The sequence below is a fragment of the Pseudomonas folii genome, assembly GCF_014357575.1.
Classification (GTDB): Bacteria; Pseudomonadota; Gammaproteobacteria; order Pseudomonadales; family Pseudomonadaceae; genus Aquipseudomonas; species Aquipseudomonas folii.
In genome coordinates this window covers 17,634-35,028 of the sequence record NZ_JACONW010000056.1, presented here as the reverse complement: position 1 = coordinate 35,028, position 17,395 = coordinate 17,634, and the positions used below count along the sequence as shown (strand labels likewise).

Annotated in this window: 13 protein-coding genes and 1 riboswitch; of the genes, 5 read left to right on the top strand and 8 right to left on the bottom strand. The window is 57.8% G+C overall.

Annotated features, from left to right (window positions below; translation table 11 throughout):
• Window positions 1-4: 4 nt before the first annotated feature.
• Window positions 5-1,894, bottom strand: a complete 1,890-nt coding sequence (thiC, locus tag H8S59_RS13550) for a phosphomethylpyrimidine synthase ThiC (RefSeq protein ID WP_187521732.1) — start codon at window positions 1,892-1,894, stop codon at window positions 5-7.
• Between the two features lie 169 nt (window positions 1,895-2,063).
• Window positions 2,064-2,168: riboswitch (TPP riboswitch) on the bottom strand.
• Window positions 2,169-2,324: 156 nt separating this feature from the next.
• Between thiC and H8S59_RS13545 the strand changes: the two genes are divergently transcribed.
• The gene (locus H8S59_RS13545) at window positions 2,325-3,761 is read left to right on the top strand and encodes a TolC family outer membrane protein (RefSeq protein WP_187521731.1); all 1,437 of its coding nucleotides are present in this window, start codon (window positions 2,325-2,327) and stop codon (window positions 3,759-3,761) included.
• Between the two features lie 968 nt (window positions 3,762-4,729).
• Here the strand turns inward: H8S59_RS13545 and waaA are convergent.
• A complete protein-coding gene (gene waaA / locus H8S59_RS13540; RefSeq protein ID WP_187521730.1) occupies window positions 4,730-6,004 on the bottom strand; it encodes a lipid IV(A) 3-deoxy-D-manno-octulosonic acid transferase in 1,275 nt (424 codons plus the stop codon).
• A 14-nt stretch (window positions 6,005-6,018) separates the two neighbouring features.
• A complete protein-coding gene (locus tag H8S59_RS13535) occupies window positions 6,019-6,903 on the bottom strand; it encodes a LysR family transcriptional regulator (protein ID WP_187521729.1) in 885 nt (294 codons plus the stop codon).
• Window positions 6,904-6,998: 95 nt separating this feature from the next.
• Here H8S59_RS13535 and H8S59_RS13530 point away from each other — a divergent pair, with 95 nt between their 5' ends.
• The 4 genes from H8S59_RS13530 to H8S59_RS13515 are packed head-to-tail and all read left to right on the top strand — an operon-like array spanning window position 6,999 to window position 10,361.
• Window positions 6,999-7,331, top strand: a complete 333-nt coding sequence (locus tag H8S59_RS13530) for a DMT family transporter (protein WP_095092373.1) — start codon at window positions 6,999-7,001, stop codon at window positions 7,329-7,331.
• A gap of 49 nt (window positions 7,332-7,380) precedes the next feature.
• Window positions 7,381-8,556, top strand: coding sequence for an NAD(P)/FAD-dependent oxidoreductase (locus H8S59_RS13525; RefSeq protein ID WP_187521728.1), 1,176 nt, complete (start codon window positions 7,381-7,383; stop codon window positions 8,554-8,556).
• The gene (locus tag H8S59_RS13520; protein ID WP_187521727.1) at window positions 8,553-9,368 is read left to right on the top strand and encodes an aldo/keto reductase; all 816 of its coding nucleotides are present in this window, start codon (window positions 8,553-8,555) and stop codon (window positions 9,366-9,368) included. The genes H8S59_RS13525 and H8S59_RS13520 overlap by 4 nt, the downstream gene beginning before the upstream one ends.
• 36 nt (window positions 9,369-9,404) lie before the next feature.
• Entirely contained in the window at window positions 9,405-10,361 is a 957-nt protein-coding gene (locus tag H8S59_RS13515) for a metal ABC transporter ATPase (protein WP_095092376.1), read from the top strand.
• 170 nt (window positions 10,362-10,531) lie between these two features.
• Here the strand turns inward: H8S59_RS13515 and hldE are convergent, their stop codons facing one another.
• From hldE to H8S59_RS13490, 5 genes are all read right to left on the bottom strand, one after another.
• Window positions 10,532-11,953, bottom strand: coding sequence for a bifunctional D-glycero-beta-D-manno-heptose-7-phosphate kinase/D-glycero-beta-D-manno-heptose 1-phosphate adenylyltransferase HldE (gene hldE / locus H8S59_RS13510; protein ID WP_187521726.1), 1,422 nt, complete (start codon window positions 11,951-11,953; stop codon window positions 10,532-10,534).
• 70 nt (window positions 11,954-12,023) lie between these two features.
• On the bottom strand, window positions 12,024-13,451 hold the full coding sequence (locus tag H8S59_RS13505; protein ID WP_187521725.1) for a PIG-L deacetylase family protein: 1,428 nt from the start codon (window positions 13,449-13,451) through the stop codon (window positions 12,024-12,026).
• Between the two features lie 15 nt (window positions 13,452-13,466).
• Window positions 13,467-14,363: a GNAT family N-acetyltransferase gene (locus H8S59_RS13500; protein WP_187521734.1), complete on the bottom strand. Its 897-nt coding sequence runs from the start codon at window positions 14,361-14,363 to the stop codon at window positions 13,467-13,469.
• A complete protein-coding gene (gene msbA, locus H8S59_RS13495) occupies window positions 14,363-16,150 on the bottom strand; it encodes a lipid A export permease/ATP-binding protein MsbA (RefSeq protein ID WP_187521724.1) in 1,788 nt (595 codons plus the stop codon). The genes H8S59_RS13500 and msbA overlap by 1 nt, the downstream gene beginning before the upstream one ends.
• 58 nt (window positions 16,151-16,208) lie before the next feature.
• Window positions 16,209-17,390 carry an O-antigen ligase family protein gene (locus tag H8S59_RS13490; RefSeq protein ID WP_141230098.1) on the bottom strand — a complete coding sequence of 394 codons (1,182 nt, stop codon included), beginning with the start codon at window positions 17,388-17,390 and terminating at the stop codon, window positions 16,209-16,211.
• Window positions 17,391-17,395: the final 5 nt, after the last annotated feature.

Genomic DNA, 17,395 nt, shown 5'->3' with positions numbered 1-17,395 from the left:
TCAATCAAACTTTTTTGTACAGTTGGCTACCTTCCTGTTTGAACCGCTCGGCCTGTTCCGCCAGCCCTTGGGCGACGTCCAGGTCAATGGCTTCAATCTTCTGGTTGGCCGCGTACTCACGGACTTCCTGGGTGATTTTCATCGAACAGAATTTCGGTCCGCACATGGAGCAGAAATGCGCGACCTTGGCGGAATCCTTGGGCAGGGTTTCGTCGTGATAAGACCGTGCGGTGTCCGGGTCCAGGCCGAGGTTGAACTGATCTTCCCAGCGAAATTCAAACCGCGCCTTGCTCAGTGCGTTATCGCGGATCTGCGCGCCCGGATGGCCCTTGGCAAGATCCGCCGCATGCGCAGCGATCTTGTAGGTGATGATCCCGGTCTTCACATCATCCTTGTTCGGCAGGCCCAAATGCTCTTTGGGCGTGACGTAGCAGAGCATCGCGCAACCGAACCAGCCAATCATCGCTGCCCCGATACCGGAGGTGATGTGGTCGTAGCCCGGCGCAATGTCAGTGGTCAGCGGACCAAGGGTGTAGAACGGCGCTTCGTCACAGCACTCCAGTTGCTTGTCCATGTTCTCTTTGATCAATTGCATCGGCACGTGGCCAGGCCCTTCGATCATGGTCTGCACGTCGTGCTTCCAGGCGATCTTGGTCAGTTCACCCAGGGTTTCCAGCTCACCAAACTGCGCGGCGTCATTGGCATCGGCAATCGACCCCGGACGCAAGCCATCGCCCAGCGAGAAGCTGACGTCGTAGGCCTTCATGATTTCGCAGATGTCTTCGAAGTGGGTGTAGAGGAAGTTCTCTTTGTGATGCGCCAGGCACCACTTGGCCATGATCGAACCGCCACGGCTGACAATGCCGGTGACGCGCTTGGCCGTCAGTGGCACGTAGCGTAGCAATACACCGGCGTGAATCGTGAAGTAGTCGACGCCCTGCTCCGCCTGCTCGATCAGCGTGTCGCGGAACAGCTCCCAGGTCAGGTCTTCGGCGGCGCCGCCGACTTTTTCCAGCGCTTGATAAATCGGCACCGTACCGATCGGCACCGGCGAGTTACGAATGATCCACTCACGGGTTTCGTGAATGTGTTTGCCGGTGGACAGGTCCATGACCGTGTCCGAGCCCCAGCGGATGCCCCAGGTCAGTTTGGCGACTTCTTCTTCAATGGAAGAGCCCAGTGCGCTATTGCCGATGTTGCCGTTGATTTTCACCAGAAAGTTGCGGCCGATGATCATCGGCTCCAGCTCGGTATGGTTGATGTTGGCCGGGATGATTGCGCGACCGCGAGCGATTTCTTCACGCACGAACTCGGCGGTGATTTCTTTGGGGATGTTCGCGCCAAAGCTGTGTCCGGCATGTTGCTGAGTCAACAGGCCAGCGGCGCGCGCTTCCTGCAGCTTCATGTTTTCGCGGATGGCGACGTATTCCATCTCCGCCGTGATGATGCCCTGACGCGCATAGTGCATCTGACTGACATTGGCCCCCGCCTTGGCCCGACGCGGGTTGCGCACATGGGCGAAGCGCAGACGGGTCAGCTCGGCATCGGCCAGTCGCTGCTGGCCGAAGCTGGACGTCAGGCCCGCCAGACGCTCGGTGTCGTTGCGCGAGTCGATCCATGGCGAACGCACGTCAGCCAGGCCTTTGCGCACATCAATAATGACGTTGGGATCGGTGTAGGGACCCGACGTGTCATACACCGTCACCGGCGCATTGATTTCGCCGCCAAAGTCAGTTGGCGTCACGTCCAGGGTAATTTCGCGCATGGGCACGCGGATGTCCGGGCGAGAACCCTGAACATAGATTTTTTGCGAGCGGGTAAACGGCTGCACCGATCCAGAGTCGACTTGTGCGGACTCACTCAGGTTGGCGGCATTTTTTGGATTTGTACTCATCACGGGCTCTCCAGACATCATCCAGCGGCGGATTAATTGTCGGAGCGAACCTGAAGACGGAAAGACGCACCAAGGCTGGTGCTGAGTATCGAGCGGAGAGTGTTGATTCATTTCCAGGCTTTCAGAAATGAACCATCGACCCCGGACGACACTCAAGAGGACTCGCCGGGAGACGAGAAATCTTGTTCCCTACGCAGGCGCTAACCTGATCAGGTTCAACGGGATCCGGTTTAACCGATCTCAGCCCCAAAGCAAGGCACCCCGACAAGAACGTGGTTAGTCTAGTCGCGACGAGCCCGGAACGCCAAGCACGTTTTCAAACGCTGGATAAATGGCCTGCCTGATTGTTGCCACGGTCCCCAGCCTCTACACTCGCAAGCCAGCTTCTTCGAATCGGACTGGCACCATCATCATGAACAGGGAACGCCCCATGCTGCACAAACTTTCATTGGCCATTGCCGTGTCATGTGCCTGCAGTTCGATTGCATGGGCAGCCGATATGCCGCTGCCGACCAAGACCGGTCTGGTCAGTGTTTATCAGGAAGCTGTCGACAACAACGCCGATCTTGCAGCCGCTCGCGCCGATTATGCAGCTCGCAAGGAAGTTGTACCGCAGGCCCGCGCCGGCCTGCTGCCTAATCTGTCTGCCGGTGCCGACGTCAACAACACCCGCACCAGTATCGACCAGCCCAATGTTGTGGCCACCCGCAGCGGTACGGTGTATCAGGCAACGCTGAGCCAACCGATTTTCCGTGCAGACCGCTGGTTCCAGCTGCAGGCTGCTGAAGCGGTCAATGAACAAGCTGCTCTAGAGCTGTCGGCCACCGAGCAGAACCTGATTCTGCAAAGCGCGCAAAGCTACTTCACCGTGCTGCGCGCCCAGGACAACCTGGCGTCGACCAAAGCTGAAGAAGCAGCCTTCAAGCGTCAGCTGGATCAAGCCAACGAGCGCTTCGACGTTGGCCTTTCCGACAAGACCGACGTGTTGCAGGCTCAGGCCAGTTACGACACTGCCCGGGCCAGCCGGATTGTTGCCAAACGTCAGGTGGATGATGCATTCCAGGCGTTGGTGACGCTGACCAATCGTGAATACAACTCCATTGAGGGCATCGTCCACACATTGCCGATTCTGGCGCCGATGCCCAACGATGCGAAAGCCTGGGTTGATACGGCCGCGCAGCAGAACCTCAACCTGCTGGCCAGCAATTACGCAGTGAACGCCGCAGAAGAGACCTTGCGCCAACGTAAGGCCGGGCACGCCCCGACCCTTGATGCGGTGGCTCAATACAAGCGCGGCGATAACGATGCGCTGGGCTTCAGCAATCCGAACTACACGGGGCAGAGTTACCGTGGTGACGTGGAGCAGCGCAGCATTGGTGTGCAGCTGAATATCCCGATCTACAGCGGCGGCCTGACCAGTTCGCAAGTGCGCGAAGCGTATTCAAGGCTGAGCCAGAGCGAACAGCGCCGCGAAGGCTTGCGTCGCCAGGTGGTGGAAAATACTCGCAACCTGCACCGCGCGGTGAACACCGACGTCGAGCAGGTTCAGGCCCGCAAGCAGTCAATCATCTCCAACCAGAGCGCACTGGAAGCCACCGAGATCGGTTATCAGGTGGGCACTCGCAACATCGTCGATGTGCTGGATGCCCAGCGTCAGCTGTACGCCTCGGTGCGTGACTACAACAACACCCGCTATGACTACATCATCGACAATCTGCGCTTGAAACAGGCGGCAGGCACATTGAACCCCGGCGACCTGCAGGATTTGTCGCGCTACCTGAAAGCCGACTACAACCCGGACAAAGACTTCCTGCCACCGGATCTGGCAGCCGCCGCGAAGAAGAACTTCGAACGGCCGACGCGGTAGGAGCGAACTTGTTCGCGAGGCGATACGCCTGAATCAACGCGTCAGGTCCTCTCGCCAACAAGTTGCCTCCTACCTTAGAACGCGGCGTGCCTGAATCACCGCTTCGGTACTTCGCCCCGCCATCGCGGTAGGAGCGAACTTGTTCGCGAGGCGATACGTCTGAGTCTCCGCGTCAGGCCCTCTCGCCAACAAGTTGCCTCCTACCTTGGAAGGCGGCGTGCCTGAATCACTACTTAGGTACTTCGCCCCCGCCACCGCGGTAGGAGCGAACTTGTTCGCGAGGCGGCACGCCTGAATCAACGCGTCAGGTCCTCTCGCCAACAAGTTGCCTCCTACCTTAGAACGCGGCGTGCCTGAATCACTACTTCGGTACTTCGCCCCCGCCACCGTGGTAGGAGCGAACTTGTTCGCGAGGCGATACGTCTGAGCCACCGCGTCAGGCCCTCTCGCCAACAAGTTGCCTCCTACCTTGGAAGGCGGCGTGCCTGAATCACCGCTTCGGTACTTCGCCCCGCCATCACGGTAGGAGCGAACTTGTTCGCGAGACGATACGTCTGAGTCACCGCGTCGCGCCCTCTCGCCAACAAGTTGCCTCCTACCTAGAACGCGGCGTGCCTGAATCACTACTTCGGTACTTCGCCCCCGCCATCGCGGTAGGAGCGAACTTGTTCGCAAGGCGGCACGTCTGAGTCACCGCGTCGGGCCCTCTCGCCAACAAGTTGCCTCCTACCTTAGAACGCGGCGTGCCTGAATCACTACTTCGGTACTTCGCCCCCGCCATCGCGGTAGGAGCAAACTTGTTCGCGAGGCGATACGTCTGAGTCTCCGCGTCGGGCCCTCTCGCCAACAAGTTGCCTCCTACCTTAGAACGTTCGGTACTTCGCCCCGCCATCGCGGTAGAAGCGAACTTGTTCGCGAGGCGATACGCCTGAATCAACGCGTCAGGTCCTCTCGCCAACAAGTTGCCCCTACCTTGGAAGGCGGTCAAGCCCATCCAGCAATCGCTGTAACGCGCCTTGATTGGCCTTCATCACCGCCAACCCTGCTTGTGCCATATCGCGCGCCTTTTGCGGCTGGTCGAATAGTTGCTGCACAGCAGCCGAAAGACTCGCCGCATCACCGCATTCGATCAACGCGTCGGCATTGCGCAGCATCGCGGCGATTTCCAAAAAATTGAACAGGTGCGGACCGCTCAATACCGGCTTGGCCAGTGCAGCAGGCTCCAGCAGGTTGTGGCCGCCGTTAGGCACCAGGCTGCCACCCACAAAAGCGATGTCGGCCAAGGCATAGAGAAACAGGAGTTCGCCCATGGTGTCGCCCACCAGCACCGAGGTCTGCGGTGTGACTGGCTGACCGGATGAACGACGCACCGTCGTAAAGCCCTGCTGCACGGTAAGATCATGCACGCTGTTGAAGCGCTCCGGATGGCGCGGCACCAAAACCAGCAATGCATCAGGATGGCTGATCAGCAACTGCCGATGAGCCGCCAGAACAACTTCATCCTCTCCCGCATGGGTGCTGGCCGCGATCCAGACAGGGCGCTCAGTCGCCTGCCATTGTTCACGTAGCTGCGCGGCATGGATCAGCAGTTGCGGATCAATCGTCAGGTCGAACTTGATCGAGCCGGTGACGGCTACGCATTCAGAACGTGCACCCAAATCCCGGAAGCGCTGCGCCTCGGTCTCGGTCTGCACCGCGAACCAGCTCATTTCTTCCAGCATCGGCCGGGTCAGTCTGGCGAACCGCGCATAACCCCGCGCCGAGCGCTCGGACAAACGCGCATTGGCCAGGGCCACAGGGATGCCGCGCTTGGCACACTGATGAATATGGTTAGGCCACAGCTCGGTCTCCATGATCACGCCAAGCACTGGTCGCACATGATCGAGAAAACGGCCCGCCGCCCATGGCAAGTCATACGGCAGGTAGCAATGCTGAATGCGCGGCTCATTGGCAAACATCGCCTTGATGCGCTCCGAACCGGTGGGTGTCATGCAGGTGATCGTGATCGGCAGCTGTGGATAACCGGCGAGCAGCGCACGAATCATCGGCGCAGCAGCAATACTTTCCCCAACGGATACGGCATGCACCCAAATACCGCCCGGCTGCATGGCTGGCAAGCCCAGAGCGAAACGTTCGCCGATTCGCTGGCGATAAGCCGGTGCCTTGCGCGCTCGCAGCCACAGTCGAAGGGCCACCAACGGCAGGCCGAGATGAAACAGCAAGGTATATAAGGTTCTATTCATGGGCGCGGAGTTTATCAGCCAATGGCCCGCAAATGCCGGGCAAAACTTTCTGACAGCCACTGCGCCGCCGGGCCTAAGGGTTCGTCGCGACGCCAGACCATTTCCACGACCAACGGTGGCGGCGTCCACTCACTGGTCAGTTCGATCATCTGATGTTGATAAGTCGGATACTGCACCACATGGCGAGGCAGCCAGGCCCAACCCAGGCCGCGCATCAACAGCTCTGCCATCACATAAAAGCTGTCAGCCCGCCAGACCTGTGGGCTCAACTGCTCACCACCGGGATAACCGCTTTGTTGCGGAGCGATCAATAACTGGCGATGCCGCGCCAGCTGTTGTCGAGTGACGCGCCCATCGCGCGCCAGTGGATGATCCACTGCGCAGACGGTAACCATTTCCACACCGCCCAACCCTCTGCGCTCCAACTCGGCAGGCATCTGCTCGTGATGAAACAGCAAACCCAGATCAGCCCGCCGCTCCAGCAACTTGCGTGCGACGTCCCCCTGAGCACCACTGGCCAACTGGACTTCAAGGGTCGGAAAGCGCTCGGACAATGCCTCCAGGCTATCGAGCACCGGCTGATAAGGCATGGCTTCATCATGCGCAACGCGTAATTGCGCCTCCTGGCCGCGCATTAACGCCAAGGCGCGTCCGTCGATACGCTCGCATTGGCGCAACAACTCACGCGCCTCTTCAAGCAATGCCACACCAGCCTCGGTCAAACGCGGTTGACGACCGCTGCTGCGCTCGAAAAGGCTTACACCCAGATCAGACTCCAGCATGGCAATCGCACTGCTGACAGCTGACTGAGCCCTGCGCATATCCCTCGCTACTGCAGAAAACGAACGCTGCTCAGCCACGCTGACGAACAAACGCATTTGCTCAAGATTCCATTGCATAGCCCGGCAACCTATCTTCAGAACCGATAGGTAATGACTTTACCCCATCTCACTGTTGACTAAAAATACGCGGCATATAAAGAGGAGTTACCGTTATGCCTGCTTACTATTTGCTGGCCATCGCCATCTGCGCCGAAGTCATTGGCACCATTTCCATGAAAGCCGTCAAAGGCCTGAGTACGCCTATCCCTTTATTGCTGGTGATCTGCGGCTACGCCATTGCCTTCTGGATGCTGATTCTGGTGGTCCGCACGATTCCGGTGGGCGTCGCCTACGCAGTCTGGGCGGGTATGGGAATCGTCATGGTCAGTGTCGCCGCGTTCTTCATCTACGGGCAGAAACTCGACATTCCCGCCATGCTCGGCATGGGTCTGATTGTTTTGGGCGTCGTCGTGATTCAGTTGTTTTCGAAAACCGCCGGGCATTGAAAACGCGTTCCTCTATAATGGCCGCATTCTTTCGGCCACAGAGGTGTTCATGCCTTCCGTTATTTCCACTGACGTCCTGATCGTCGGTGCCGGCGTTGCTGGCCTCTGGCTCAATGCCCGACTGCGCGGCCAGGGGTACTCGACTGTCCTGGTCGAAAACGCCAGCCTCGGCGGTGGGCAAAGTCTCAAATCCCAAGGGATTATCCACGGCGGTGCCAAATACGCCCTGCATGGCGCTTTGTCGGGTGCATCGGAAGCCATCGCCGACATGCCGCGTCGCTGGCGTGAAGCGCTGGCGGGCACCGGCGAGCTTCATCTGAGCGGCGTACGCGTGCTCTCCCAGGCCCATTATCTCTGGTCGCCCGGCACACTGGCGGGCAACCTCACCAGCTTCTTTGCCAGCAAGGCCGTGCGCGGTCGTGTCGATCAAGTCAAAGGGGCTGATCTGCCGCCCGCCCTGCAAAACCCGAAATTCAAGGGCAAGGTCTATCGCCTGGCAGAACTGGTCATTGATGTGCCAAGCCTGATCCAGCGTCTGGCTGAACTGGCCGATGGCAGCTTGCTGGCCGGTCAGGATCTGGAACCGTTGCTGGAGGGCAACGAGCTGGTGGGCATGCGCGTCGACGGGCGGGATATTGTTGCTCAGCGCGTGGTGCTATGTGCCGGTGCAGGTAACGCTGATCTGCTGAATAAGCTTGGCGTGGCGCAACCCGCCATGCAGCGTCGCCCCTTGCACATGGTGTTCGCCAAAGGCGCAAGTCTGAAGCCGCTTTACGCCCACTGCCTGGGCGGCGGCCCCAAGCCGCGATTGACCGTAACAACTCATCCAGCCGCCAATGGCCAATGGGTCTGGTACGTCGGTGGCGATGTGGCCGAGGCCGATGGCGTGGCCCGTGACCCTGCTCAGCAAATCGCTGCCGTTAAAAAAGAACTGGGCACTTTGTTGCCATGGATTGATCTCACTGAAGTCGAGTGGGCAACGTTGCGGGTCGATCGCGCAGAACCGGCGCAATCCGGGCTGGTGCGTCCTGACAACGCCTTTCTCAGTGTGCAGAATCGCCTGATGGTGGGCTGGCCAACGAAACTGGCCCTGGCCCCGGACTTTTCTGATCGAGTGCTGGCCGCACTGTCCCTCGACGAGATCCACCCGACGCCGCAGCCATCGCTGAGCGATCTGCCCAAACCACCGCTGGCCGTACCTATCTGGGATCAACTGCTGCCATGAGCGTAAAGACCCTTCACGAACTGCATCGCCCGCTGGGCAGCACCGGCCTCAGCGTATCGCCGCTGGGTCTTGGCACGGTCAAGCTGGGCCGTGACCAAGGTGTCAAATACCCCAACGGCTTTACCATCCCGGACGACCAGCAAGCGCAAATGCTGCTCAAGATGGCCCGTGACATGGGCATCAACCTGATCGACACCGCCCCCGCCTACGGCACCAGCGAAGAACGTCTGGGGCCGTTGTTGCGTGGTCAGCGACAGGACTGGGTGATTGTCAGCAAGGTCGGTGAGGAGTTCGAAAGCGGTGAATCGCGTCATGACTTCAGCGCAGAGCACACTCGGACGTCAATAGAGCGCAGCCTGAAACGTCTGGAAACCGATTTTATCGATCTAGTGCTCGTGCACTCCGACGGCAACGACCTGGCGATCCTCAACGACACAGAGGTCTATCAAACCCTGGCTGACCTCAAGCAGGAAGGCAAGATTCGCGGCTTCGGCTTTTCCGGCAAAACCGTCGAAGGTGGCCTGCTGGCATTGCGCGACGGCGATTGCGCCATGGTCACTTACAACCTCTCCGAGCAGGGCGAAAAGCCAGTGCTCGACTACGCTGCTGCCCACGGCAAAGGCATTCTGGTCAAAAAAGCGCTCGCGAGTGGCCATGTCTGCCTGAGACCAGGCGTTGATGCGGTGCAGGCCAGTTTCGAATTGCTGTTTGCCCATCCGGGTGTTGCCAGTGCTATTGTCGGGACCATCAACCCGATGCATCTGGTCCATAACGTAGCGACAGCCGCTGCCGTGATTCGCCGTCCAGCCTGATGTAGGCGGCCGACCCCAACGCAAGAAGGAGCCGATATGCCGCGAACTTTGATTCGGAAGAATCCAAGCAACTTCAAAACCCTGCCGTTATTCGTCGAGGCCACGCCCGAAGGCCTGAATTACCAAAGCATCGGGATGCCACTCAATTTCACCCAGACCTTGCAGCGGCGCCGCAAAATAGAAGTGGCCGACACTGAGCGGTTCTCTACGGAGCTGGCCAATCTCGGAGTTTCGGTGCGCCTGACATTGAACTGGCAAAATCGCGATTACTGGGTGCTGGTTCGCCAACGCCGCCAGGATCGTGGCGATGTGGTGTTGAAGCTGATCTCGGGTTACGTCCCGGCTCATGAGCTGAATCTGCCGCTGCATACCGCCATTCAGGAGGTCGCTGAAGAGTGCCTGATTGAAACCCCTCAAGGCTGGCTGAGCGGGCGTTTCAACGACATCTGGCTACCTGCACCCTATGCAGCGGCGCTGCATTACCGCGAAGCCATGCCGTTTCGTCTCAGCCCGCTATCCGGTGCCGCACGGCCAGTGCGCTGCGGGAGCATGACGCTGATCGAGCGGCCTCGGGCTTACGTGCACCTGCCCACCGCATCGCTGCAACTCATTTATGACATGCGCCTGGAAGTCCCCAAGGAAGCCCGGCCACTGAGCCTGTTCCATGTGGACGAGTGCCTGGAAAAAGACCAACTGGTCGCCCGCCTCAATCGCAGCAAGCCTGATCTGTATCTGATGCCGCTTGAGAATGGCGTGCCGCTGCCAGAGCTTTATACCCTGAAGCGCGACAAGCTGACGCCAGCCGGAACCCGCGGCCTTTATCTGGCTGAAAGTTTTGCTGCGCAGGAAGGCTGGGTGGTACGTGACGAGCGGATTCGCTGGAAGGACTGGCTACGCCAGCAAGGAATGACGCCACCTCCGAAGAAGACCGGACTCAAGCGCCTGACGGGCAAAGCCCGCCAGTTGTTGAAGCTGGTGACGTTTAAAAGCTAAAAATTCGAATTCAGTGACCTGTAGGAGTGAGCTTGCTCGCGATAGCGTCAGCACAGGCGATGTATTCATCGGCTGACAGACCAAATCGCGAGCAAGCGCGCTCCTACAGGGGCTGCGTTTCTTCGCGACAGCACGGTGTCAGGACCACTGACGCGGTTCCTACCGGTAAATTACTGCCCGCGGATTTTCTCGACAATCGCAGTGGTCGAGCTGTTCTCAACCAGCCCCAGAACCCGAACCTCACCGCCATAAGCCTGGACGATATCAGCGCCGACGACCTGGTCGATGCCGTAATCGCCGCCTTTGACCAGCACATCAGGCTTGACGTGAGCGAGCAGGTTTTCCGGAGTACCTTCAGGGAAGCTGATCACCCAGTCCACTGCGCCAAGTCCGGCAAGCACTGCCATCCGTCGGTCAACACTGTTGATCGGACGACCCGGCCCCTTGAGACGACTGACAGACGCGTCATCGTTGACCGCCACAATCAGGCGATCACCTTGAGCGCGGGCTTGTTCCAGATACGTCACATGACCGGCATGCAGGATATCGAAACACCCGTTGGTGAAAACGATCGTCTCGTTGTGCGCCCTTGCGTCGTCGATGGCCAACAGCAGTTGCTCAAGGCCCAATACGCCGCGCTCGGAGCCCTCTTCACGCTGAATGGCACGGCGCAGCTCAGGCGCACTGATGGCCGCGGTCCCCAGCTTGCCCACCACAATGCCCGCAGCCAGATTCGCCAGCGCGACGGCGTGAGGCAGATCTTCACCCGCAGCAATCGCGGCTGCCAGCGTTGAAATAACCGTATCGCCAGCACCGGTCACGTCAAACACTTCACGGGCACGAGCCGGTAAATGCAGGGCAGGATGATCGGGACGCAACAAAGTCATGCCGTGTTCGCCACGGGTGACCAGCAGCGCGCCCAAGTCCAGCTCGCTCATCAACTGCGCGCCTTTTGCGACCAGCTCGGCCTCATCCAGACAGTGGCCGACAATGGCTTCAAACTCGCTGAGGTTCGGCGTAATCAGACTGGCTCCGCGATAAATCGCGAAGTCCTTGCCCTTGGGATCAGCCAGCACAGGAATATTACGTTCGCGGGCAACCTTGATCAGCGCCTGATGATTCTTCAGCGCACCTTTGCCGTAATCGGACAGGACCAGCACCTTGATGCCGTCGAGCAGCCCTTCGACTTCAACACTCAACGCCTCGGCATCGGTGGCAAACGGCTCTTCGAAGTCGATCCGCAGCAGTTGCTGATGACGACTCATGACCCGTAGTTTGACGATGGTCGGCTGATGGGCAATGCGCTGGAAACGTGCGAGAACACCCGCGGCCTTCAAGCTGTTGGAAAGGCTTTCAGCAGCTTCGTCTTCACCGGTCACGCCGACCAACGACGCCGGAGCCCCAAGGGCGGCAATGTTCAACGCGACGTTCGCGGCACCGCCTGGACGGTCCTCGATTTGCTCAACCTTGACCACAGGCACGGGCGCCTCTGGCGAAATCCTCGAGGTACCGCCATGCCAATAGCGGTCGAGCATGACATCGCCCACTACAAGGACTGGTGCCTGATCAAACCTTGGCATGGATAACTTCATGGGGACTCCGAAGACAAAAAAACGATGCGGATCATAACATAGCCGATTTGGCGCGACGCCAGCGCGCCGGTTATACCTTGTTTGCAGAGGAAAGAGGCTCCACGTCCAGGACCCAGAACAACTCATGGCGCCGCACTGCCTTGCGGAAAAACTCATTTTCCCCGGTGTTCGGCCAACACCGACCTGCAAGTAGCTGCTGGATCCATCGACGCACACGCTTCTTGGGCGACAGCGGATCCTGAAGATCGTGCTGCATAGCCAAGGCCATAGCTTTGTCGAGGCGCTGACTGTCATCCAGAAGAATGCTGCACGCTCGCAACGGTTTCATCCGCGCGATGGCCGGCGGTAAAGCGACGCCATAACCAGCGGGGCCCATGGGCCAGCGATCATTGTCGTGCAGGTGATTGGCGTAGAGAAGCAAAGTACTGGGGCGCCATGTGCTCACCTCAATAGCTTGCAGCAGCGCCTGTGTCGCGGCGACATGGTCACGATGAGGATCTAGCTGAAGATGTGGCGTGACAACGACACTGGGCTTGAAGCACTCGAGCACACGCACAATATCCGCCACCAGATTGTTCCAGGTCGGGAGCCCGTCAGCTTCAGACGGCAGTGACAATGTGCTCGCCTGTCGCCATGTACGAATGTCACTCTCTCCCGATTCGCGGGACCCAAACGGTACCGATGGCTGCTCCTGCATCTCGGCCAGCCTCAGGCAGTAGTAGCCTAACTGGACGCACCGACTTTGCGTGACACCACCCCATAAGGGAACCGCGAGACTATCCCAGGTACGCAGGCGCCCTTTCAATACCGCGGCCTGGGAGGCATCAAGGCCGAAACGACGATAGCTATCCGCCTCGATTTCACCTTGGGTCAGGGTGAGGATTGCCGCCTCAGGAGCTCGGCTATACAGCCCGAATGCTGCAAGCTCTGCATCGTCGGCATGCGGTGCCAGTACCAACAAAGACTGCGTACTGTAGTCCGGGTTACTCATGGCATAAAGGGTCAACGATCCAACGGCTCGGCAGCGATGCAGTGCCATGTAAAGCCCTTCACTAGCTAGAACTCCAGCCTGGCCGGAAAGATTCAAGTAGCGCTTTCCCGCTGTACCGCGCTCGAAGTCCTGACGATCATTGCCGACCTGTACATAAGGATCGAGCCAGCGTCCCAACCAAGTGGATTTAAGGTGAAGTTCCAGCAATACAGTATCGGTGGGTCCCAGCGGACCAGCCGTCGCCAGCTGCAGTTTCCCCTGCAGGATCTCAACATCAAGCCTGCGCACGTCGGAGGGAAACTCGTAAAGATAGTCGCTGGCCGGATCATAAAACAAATGATCCGAAAACCAGGCTTCATGCGCCAGCCAGCCCGCCAGCACAAGTAACGGCAGCAACCACCATGCGACGAAAACAGCCAGCAGTACCAGCGCTGCGACAGCGACAAGCGTTAGATAACGCTTGCGCCGCCTATGGCGCTTCAGCAACTCGTCCTTACGACCGACCATGCCCGCTCCTGCTTTTTAAACCTGATAGACCGGGTGAGTGTTACACCAGCGGCTTTTGTATTCGCGGTCAGCCCGACCAAACGAGTAACGCAGTGGCTTACCTAATGATTCGGCATATTCCCACTCAGACTGCGTGTTCACATAACTCAATACGCTGCCAGGGCTGAGCTCATTGGCTTGTGGATCAACCCCACCGTTCACGTACTCCAGACTGATCCATTCAGGTGCTTCAACACGGTACAGAATCTGGATAGCGACCGGACGATCCGCCAGGTACACCACTGAACCCGTCATGAATTCACGCAGCAGTGTAAACACCTCGACCAGATGCTCTTTGCCCGGCACGTCGAAGTTCCAGCGCTTGTGAAACAGGTCGGCATAAATAGCCGCCTGCTCCTCGGCGCTCAATTCGCTGATGGCCCGGATCTGCCCACCGGCCTCTTCCAAAAGGCGCTGTTCGCGGCGTTGGTTATAGCGGAATTTCTTGCTGTACTCCTCAGGTCGACGAGCCAGTGCCAAGCCTTCGGACTGGACGCGAAGGCCTGGGACCTTATCAACGTTGAGCTGGGAAACGTAACGCATGCGGTGTCGAACTTGCACCGTGCAATCGTCGGCTAAGGGCAGGATGATCTCGGCGTTACCGAGATCGAACATGCCACGCAGACCTTGGCGCTTGATGACATCCCGTGACAACGCGATATGGCGACCCCAAGTGGGAAGACCGGCAATTAGCTCGCCATCGCGCCGCACACCAAGGTAGCGCACAGGAATACCGACTAGCGTCGACAACCGCTCCACCACCTGCGGATGAGTTGCAACGCTGCCACCATAACGCGCCCAGACAGCGGCATATTCATCAACACTAATCGGAGTCCAGCCACGCTCACGCCAGTTGCGAAGATAACCGAGAATCAAACGGCGCCTCCTGTGACACCAACGTTTTCTTCCTTGAAATCTTTTTCGTGTAGCCGGGCGTAGTAGCCATTGAGTGCCAACAGTTGCTGATGATTGCCGCGCTCGACAATCCGCCCCTTGTCCATGACCAGAATCAGGTCTGCTTTCTCGATGGTCGACAAGCGGTGAGCAATCACCAACGTCGTGCGACCTTTGACGACTTCATCCAGAGCAGCTTGAATATGGCGCTCGGACTCAGTATCCAGCGCAGAAGTTGCCTCATCGAGGACCAACAACGGTGCATTCTTGAGCAGCGCCCGGGCAATCGCCAGTCGCTGACGTTGCCCACCGGAAAGCAACACGCCATTTTCGCCGATCATGGTGTCGTAGCCCTGGGGCATCTGCACGATGAATTCATCGGCATAAGCGGCCTGCGCAGCGCGCTTCACATCTTCATGCGGCGCACCGGCAAGGTCACCATAGGCAATGTTGTTAGTGACCGTATCGTTGAACAGGGTCACCTGCTGGTTGACCAGCGCAATGTGTCGACGCAGGTTGGTCAGTTTGTATTCTTCGACATCAAGGCCATCGAGCAGAATCTGCCCGCTGCCGTGGTGGTAGAAACGCGGGATCAGATTAGCCAGAGTCGACTTGCCACTTCCCGAACGTCCGACCAGAGCGACCATCTGCCCCTCTTCTGCGGTGAACGAAACATCGTTGAGCACCAGCCGGTCGGTGTCGGGGTATTGGAAGCTCAGGTTGCGAACTTCCAGGCGGCCGCTCACACGCCCCACTTCCTGAGTACCCGTATCAACTTCCGGTAACTCATCGAGCTGCTCAAAAATGCTTTCGGCGCCCGCCAGGCCTTTTTGAATGGTTGCGCTGACTTCAGACAATTGCCGAATCGGCTTGGGAAGAAGACCCGCTGCAGTAATGTAAGCAATCAACTCACCCGCAGAGGCATCACCACGCATATAAAGAACCAGATACATCAGCACCGCCATGCCGATGTAGATCACCAATTGCAAAACCGGCGTGTAGATGGACTGCGTGCGTGTCATACCCATGCTTCGGTTCATGTTGTCTTCACTGGCTTTGTGAAACCTTTCGGTTTCATACGTCTCACCACCGAAACTGCGAACCACGCGATAGCCTTGAATGGTCTCCGACGCCACGTGAGTGACGTCCCCCATTGCCACCTGAATCTTCTTGCTCTGCTTACGAAACTTCTTGCTTGCGCTGCTCACCAGGATGGCGATGAAGGGCAATATCGCAAGCAATACCAGCGTCATCTTCCAGTTGCTGTAAAGCAAATAGCCGAACAGAAAAACAACCGTAAGACCTTCACGGATGACCACCTTGATTGCATCCGTTGCAGCACCGGTGACCATTGTCACGTTGTAGGTAATGCGCGAGATCAGATGGCCAGAATTATTGTTGTCGAAATACCGATTAGGCAGCGTCAGCAGGTTGTCGAACAATGCACACCGCAAGTCGTGGACGACGCCACGAGCAACCTTGGCCAGATAGTAGTTGCCCAGAAACGAACCAATACCTTGATAAACCGCGATAAGCACGATCAAAAGGGGCACACCAAGCACCAACGAAACGCCGAGAAACTTAGTGTCGTCAGGCTTTTGCAGCGCGTCGAGAAAATGCTTGAGCATATCTGCAAGCATCGGCTGGCTGGAGGCAAAAAGCACAAACCCAACGATACTGATAGCGAAAGCGCCCCAATACGGGAGCACATATTTCAGCAATCGAAGGTATATCTTCATGCTCGATTGCTGGTCGGGATTAGCCATTCGGCGCGCCTCGTGCTTATGAAAAAAATACAGGGACGTGATTGTATCAGTGAACCCATTACAAGATGGGTCGAGCTGGCTTTGCAGGCTCAAGGGCCTCAACTGATGTCGAACGGTATGCCAGCACGATGCTCAGACACACTGGCACCCAGGTGATCAACCAGTCCGCATTAGGCTTGAGCCAAAGACCGATGCCATCGGTCATAAGCGACACACTGGAAAAAACCCAAAGTGCCAACAACGCCTGCCCAAGTGGCTCCACTCGTGAGATCCAGCCGCGCCATCCCACCGTCAGCCAAAGTGAGCTAAATATCAGCAGGCCAGGTAGACCAAGCCGTACTCCGGTGTCCAGAAAAAGATTGTGCGGATGCTTGAAACTGCCAGCCACTGGAACAGTGATCAAATACTCGTGAAAACCCAGCCCCGTAGCCCAATGCTGCTCTATGAGCTGAATCCCTCCTGTCCACAGGGCTGGGCGAAAGGAAACGCCTCGTTGCAGTAAGAGCTCTACGTCGAACGCGGCAACCCCTACAACACTGATCACCATTAGAGCGATAACGCCAACGCCGAGCCTTGAAGGACGAGCGATAACCATCACGATCATCGCAGCCACCAACGCGATCCATACCCCACGGGTCTGACTAAGGCACAGAAACATCAAATAACCTGCTGCTGGAATCAGCAATAACGAAAGCGTTGTCCAGCTAAAACGCCTCGTTTGCAACATAAAGATACCGAGAATTGCCAAAGCCCCCACGGCGTGCGCAGCCATGATGACCGTATCCCATAGACCCAGCGCTATAATCCGCCCTCCCGAAGCTTGGGGCGCGCTGTAAAAACAGATCACGGAGACTGCTGCAAAAATCCCCCCTATTACAGATGAGCAAAGCAACAGCGATTCGAGTCGCCATTTTGCGTATTGCGCCGCCAACAAAACCCCAAGAAGCGTCAAGGTCACATAAAGCACAATCTTGCCTTTACCTGGCTCGTCACTGCCCTCGACGATTAACACGAAAAGTGTCCAGATCGAAAAAACTACGAAAAAAAAGACTTCCGGCAATTTGACTAGCGGTCGAACAGATTGCCGGAACACGGCCAGCAAAGCCGGAAGCCATAGTGAAAAAATAATAAGTTGGTGATAAAGCTTGTTCTCAGGCAACACCCAAGGGGCACACAACAAGATGAAAAAACCAATCGACGCCCAGCCTGCCAGGGATGCTTTCCCAACCAGTCTCTTCATCCTGC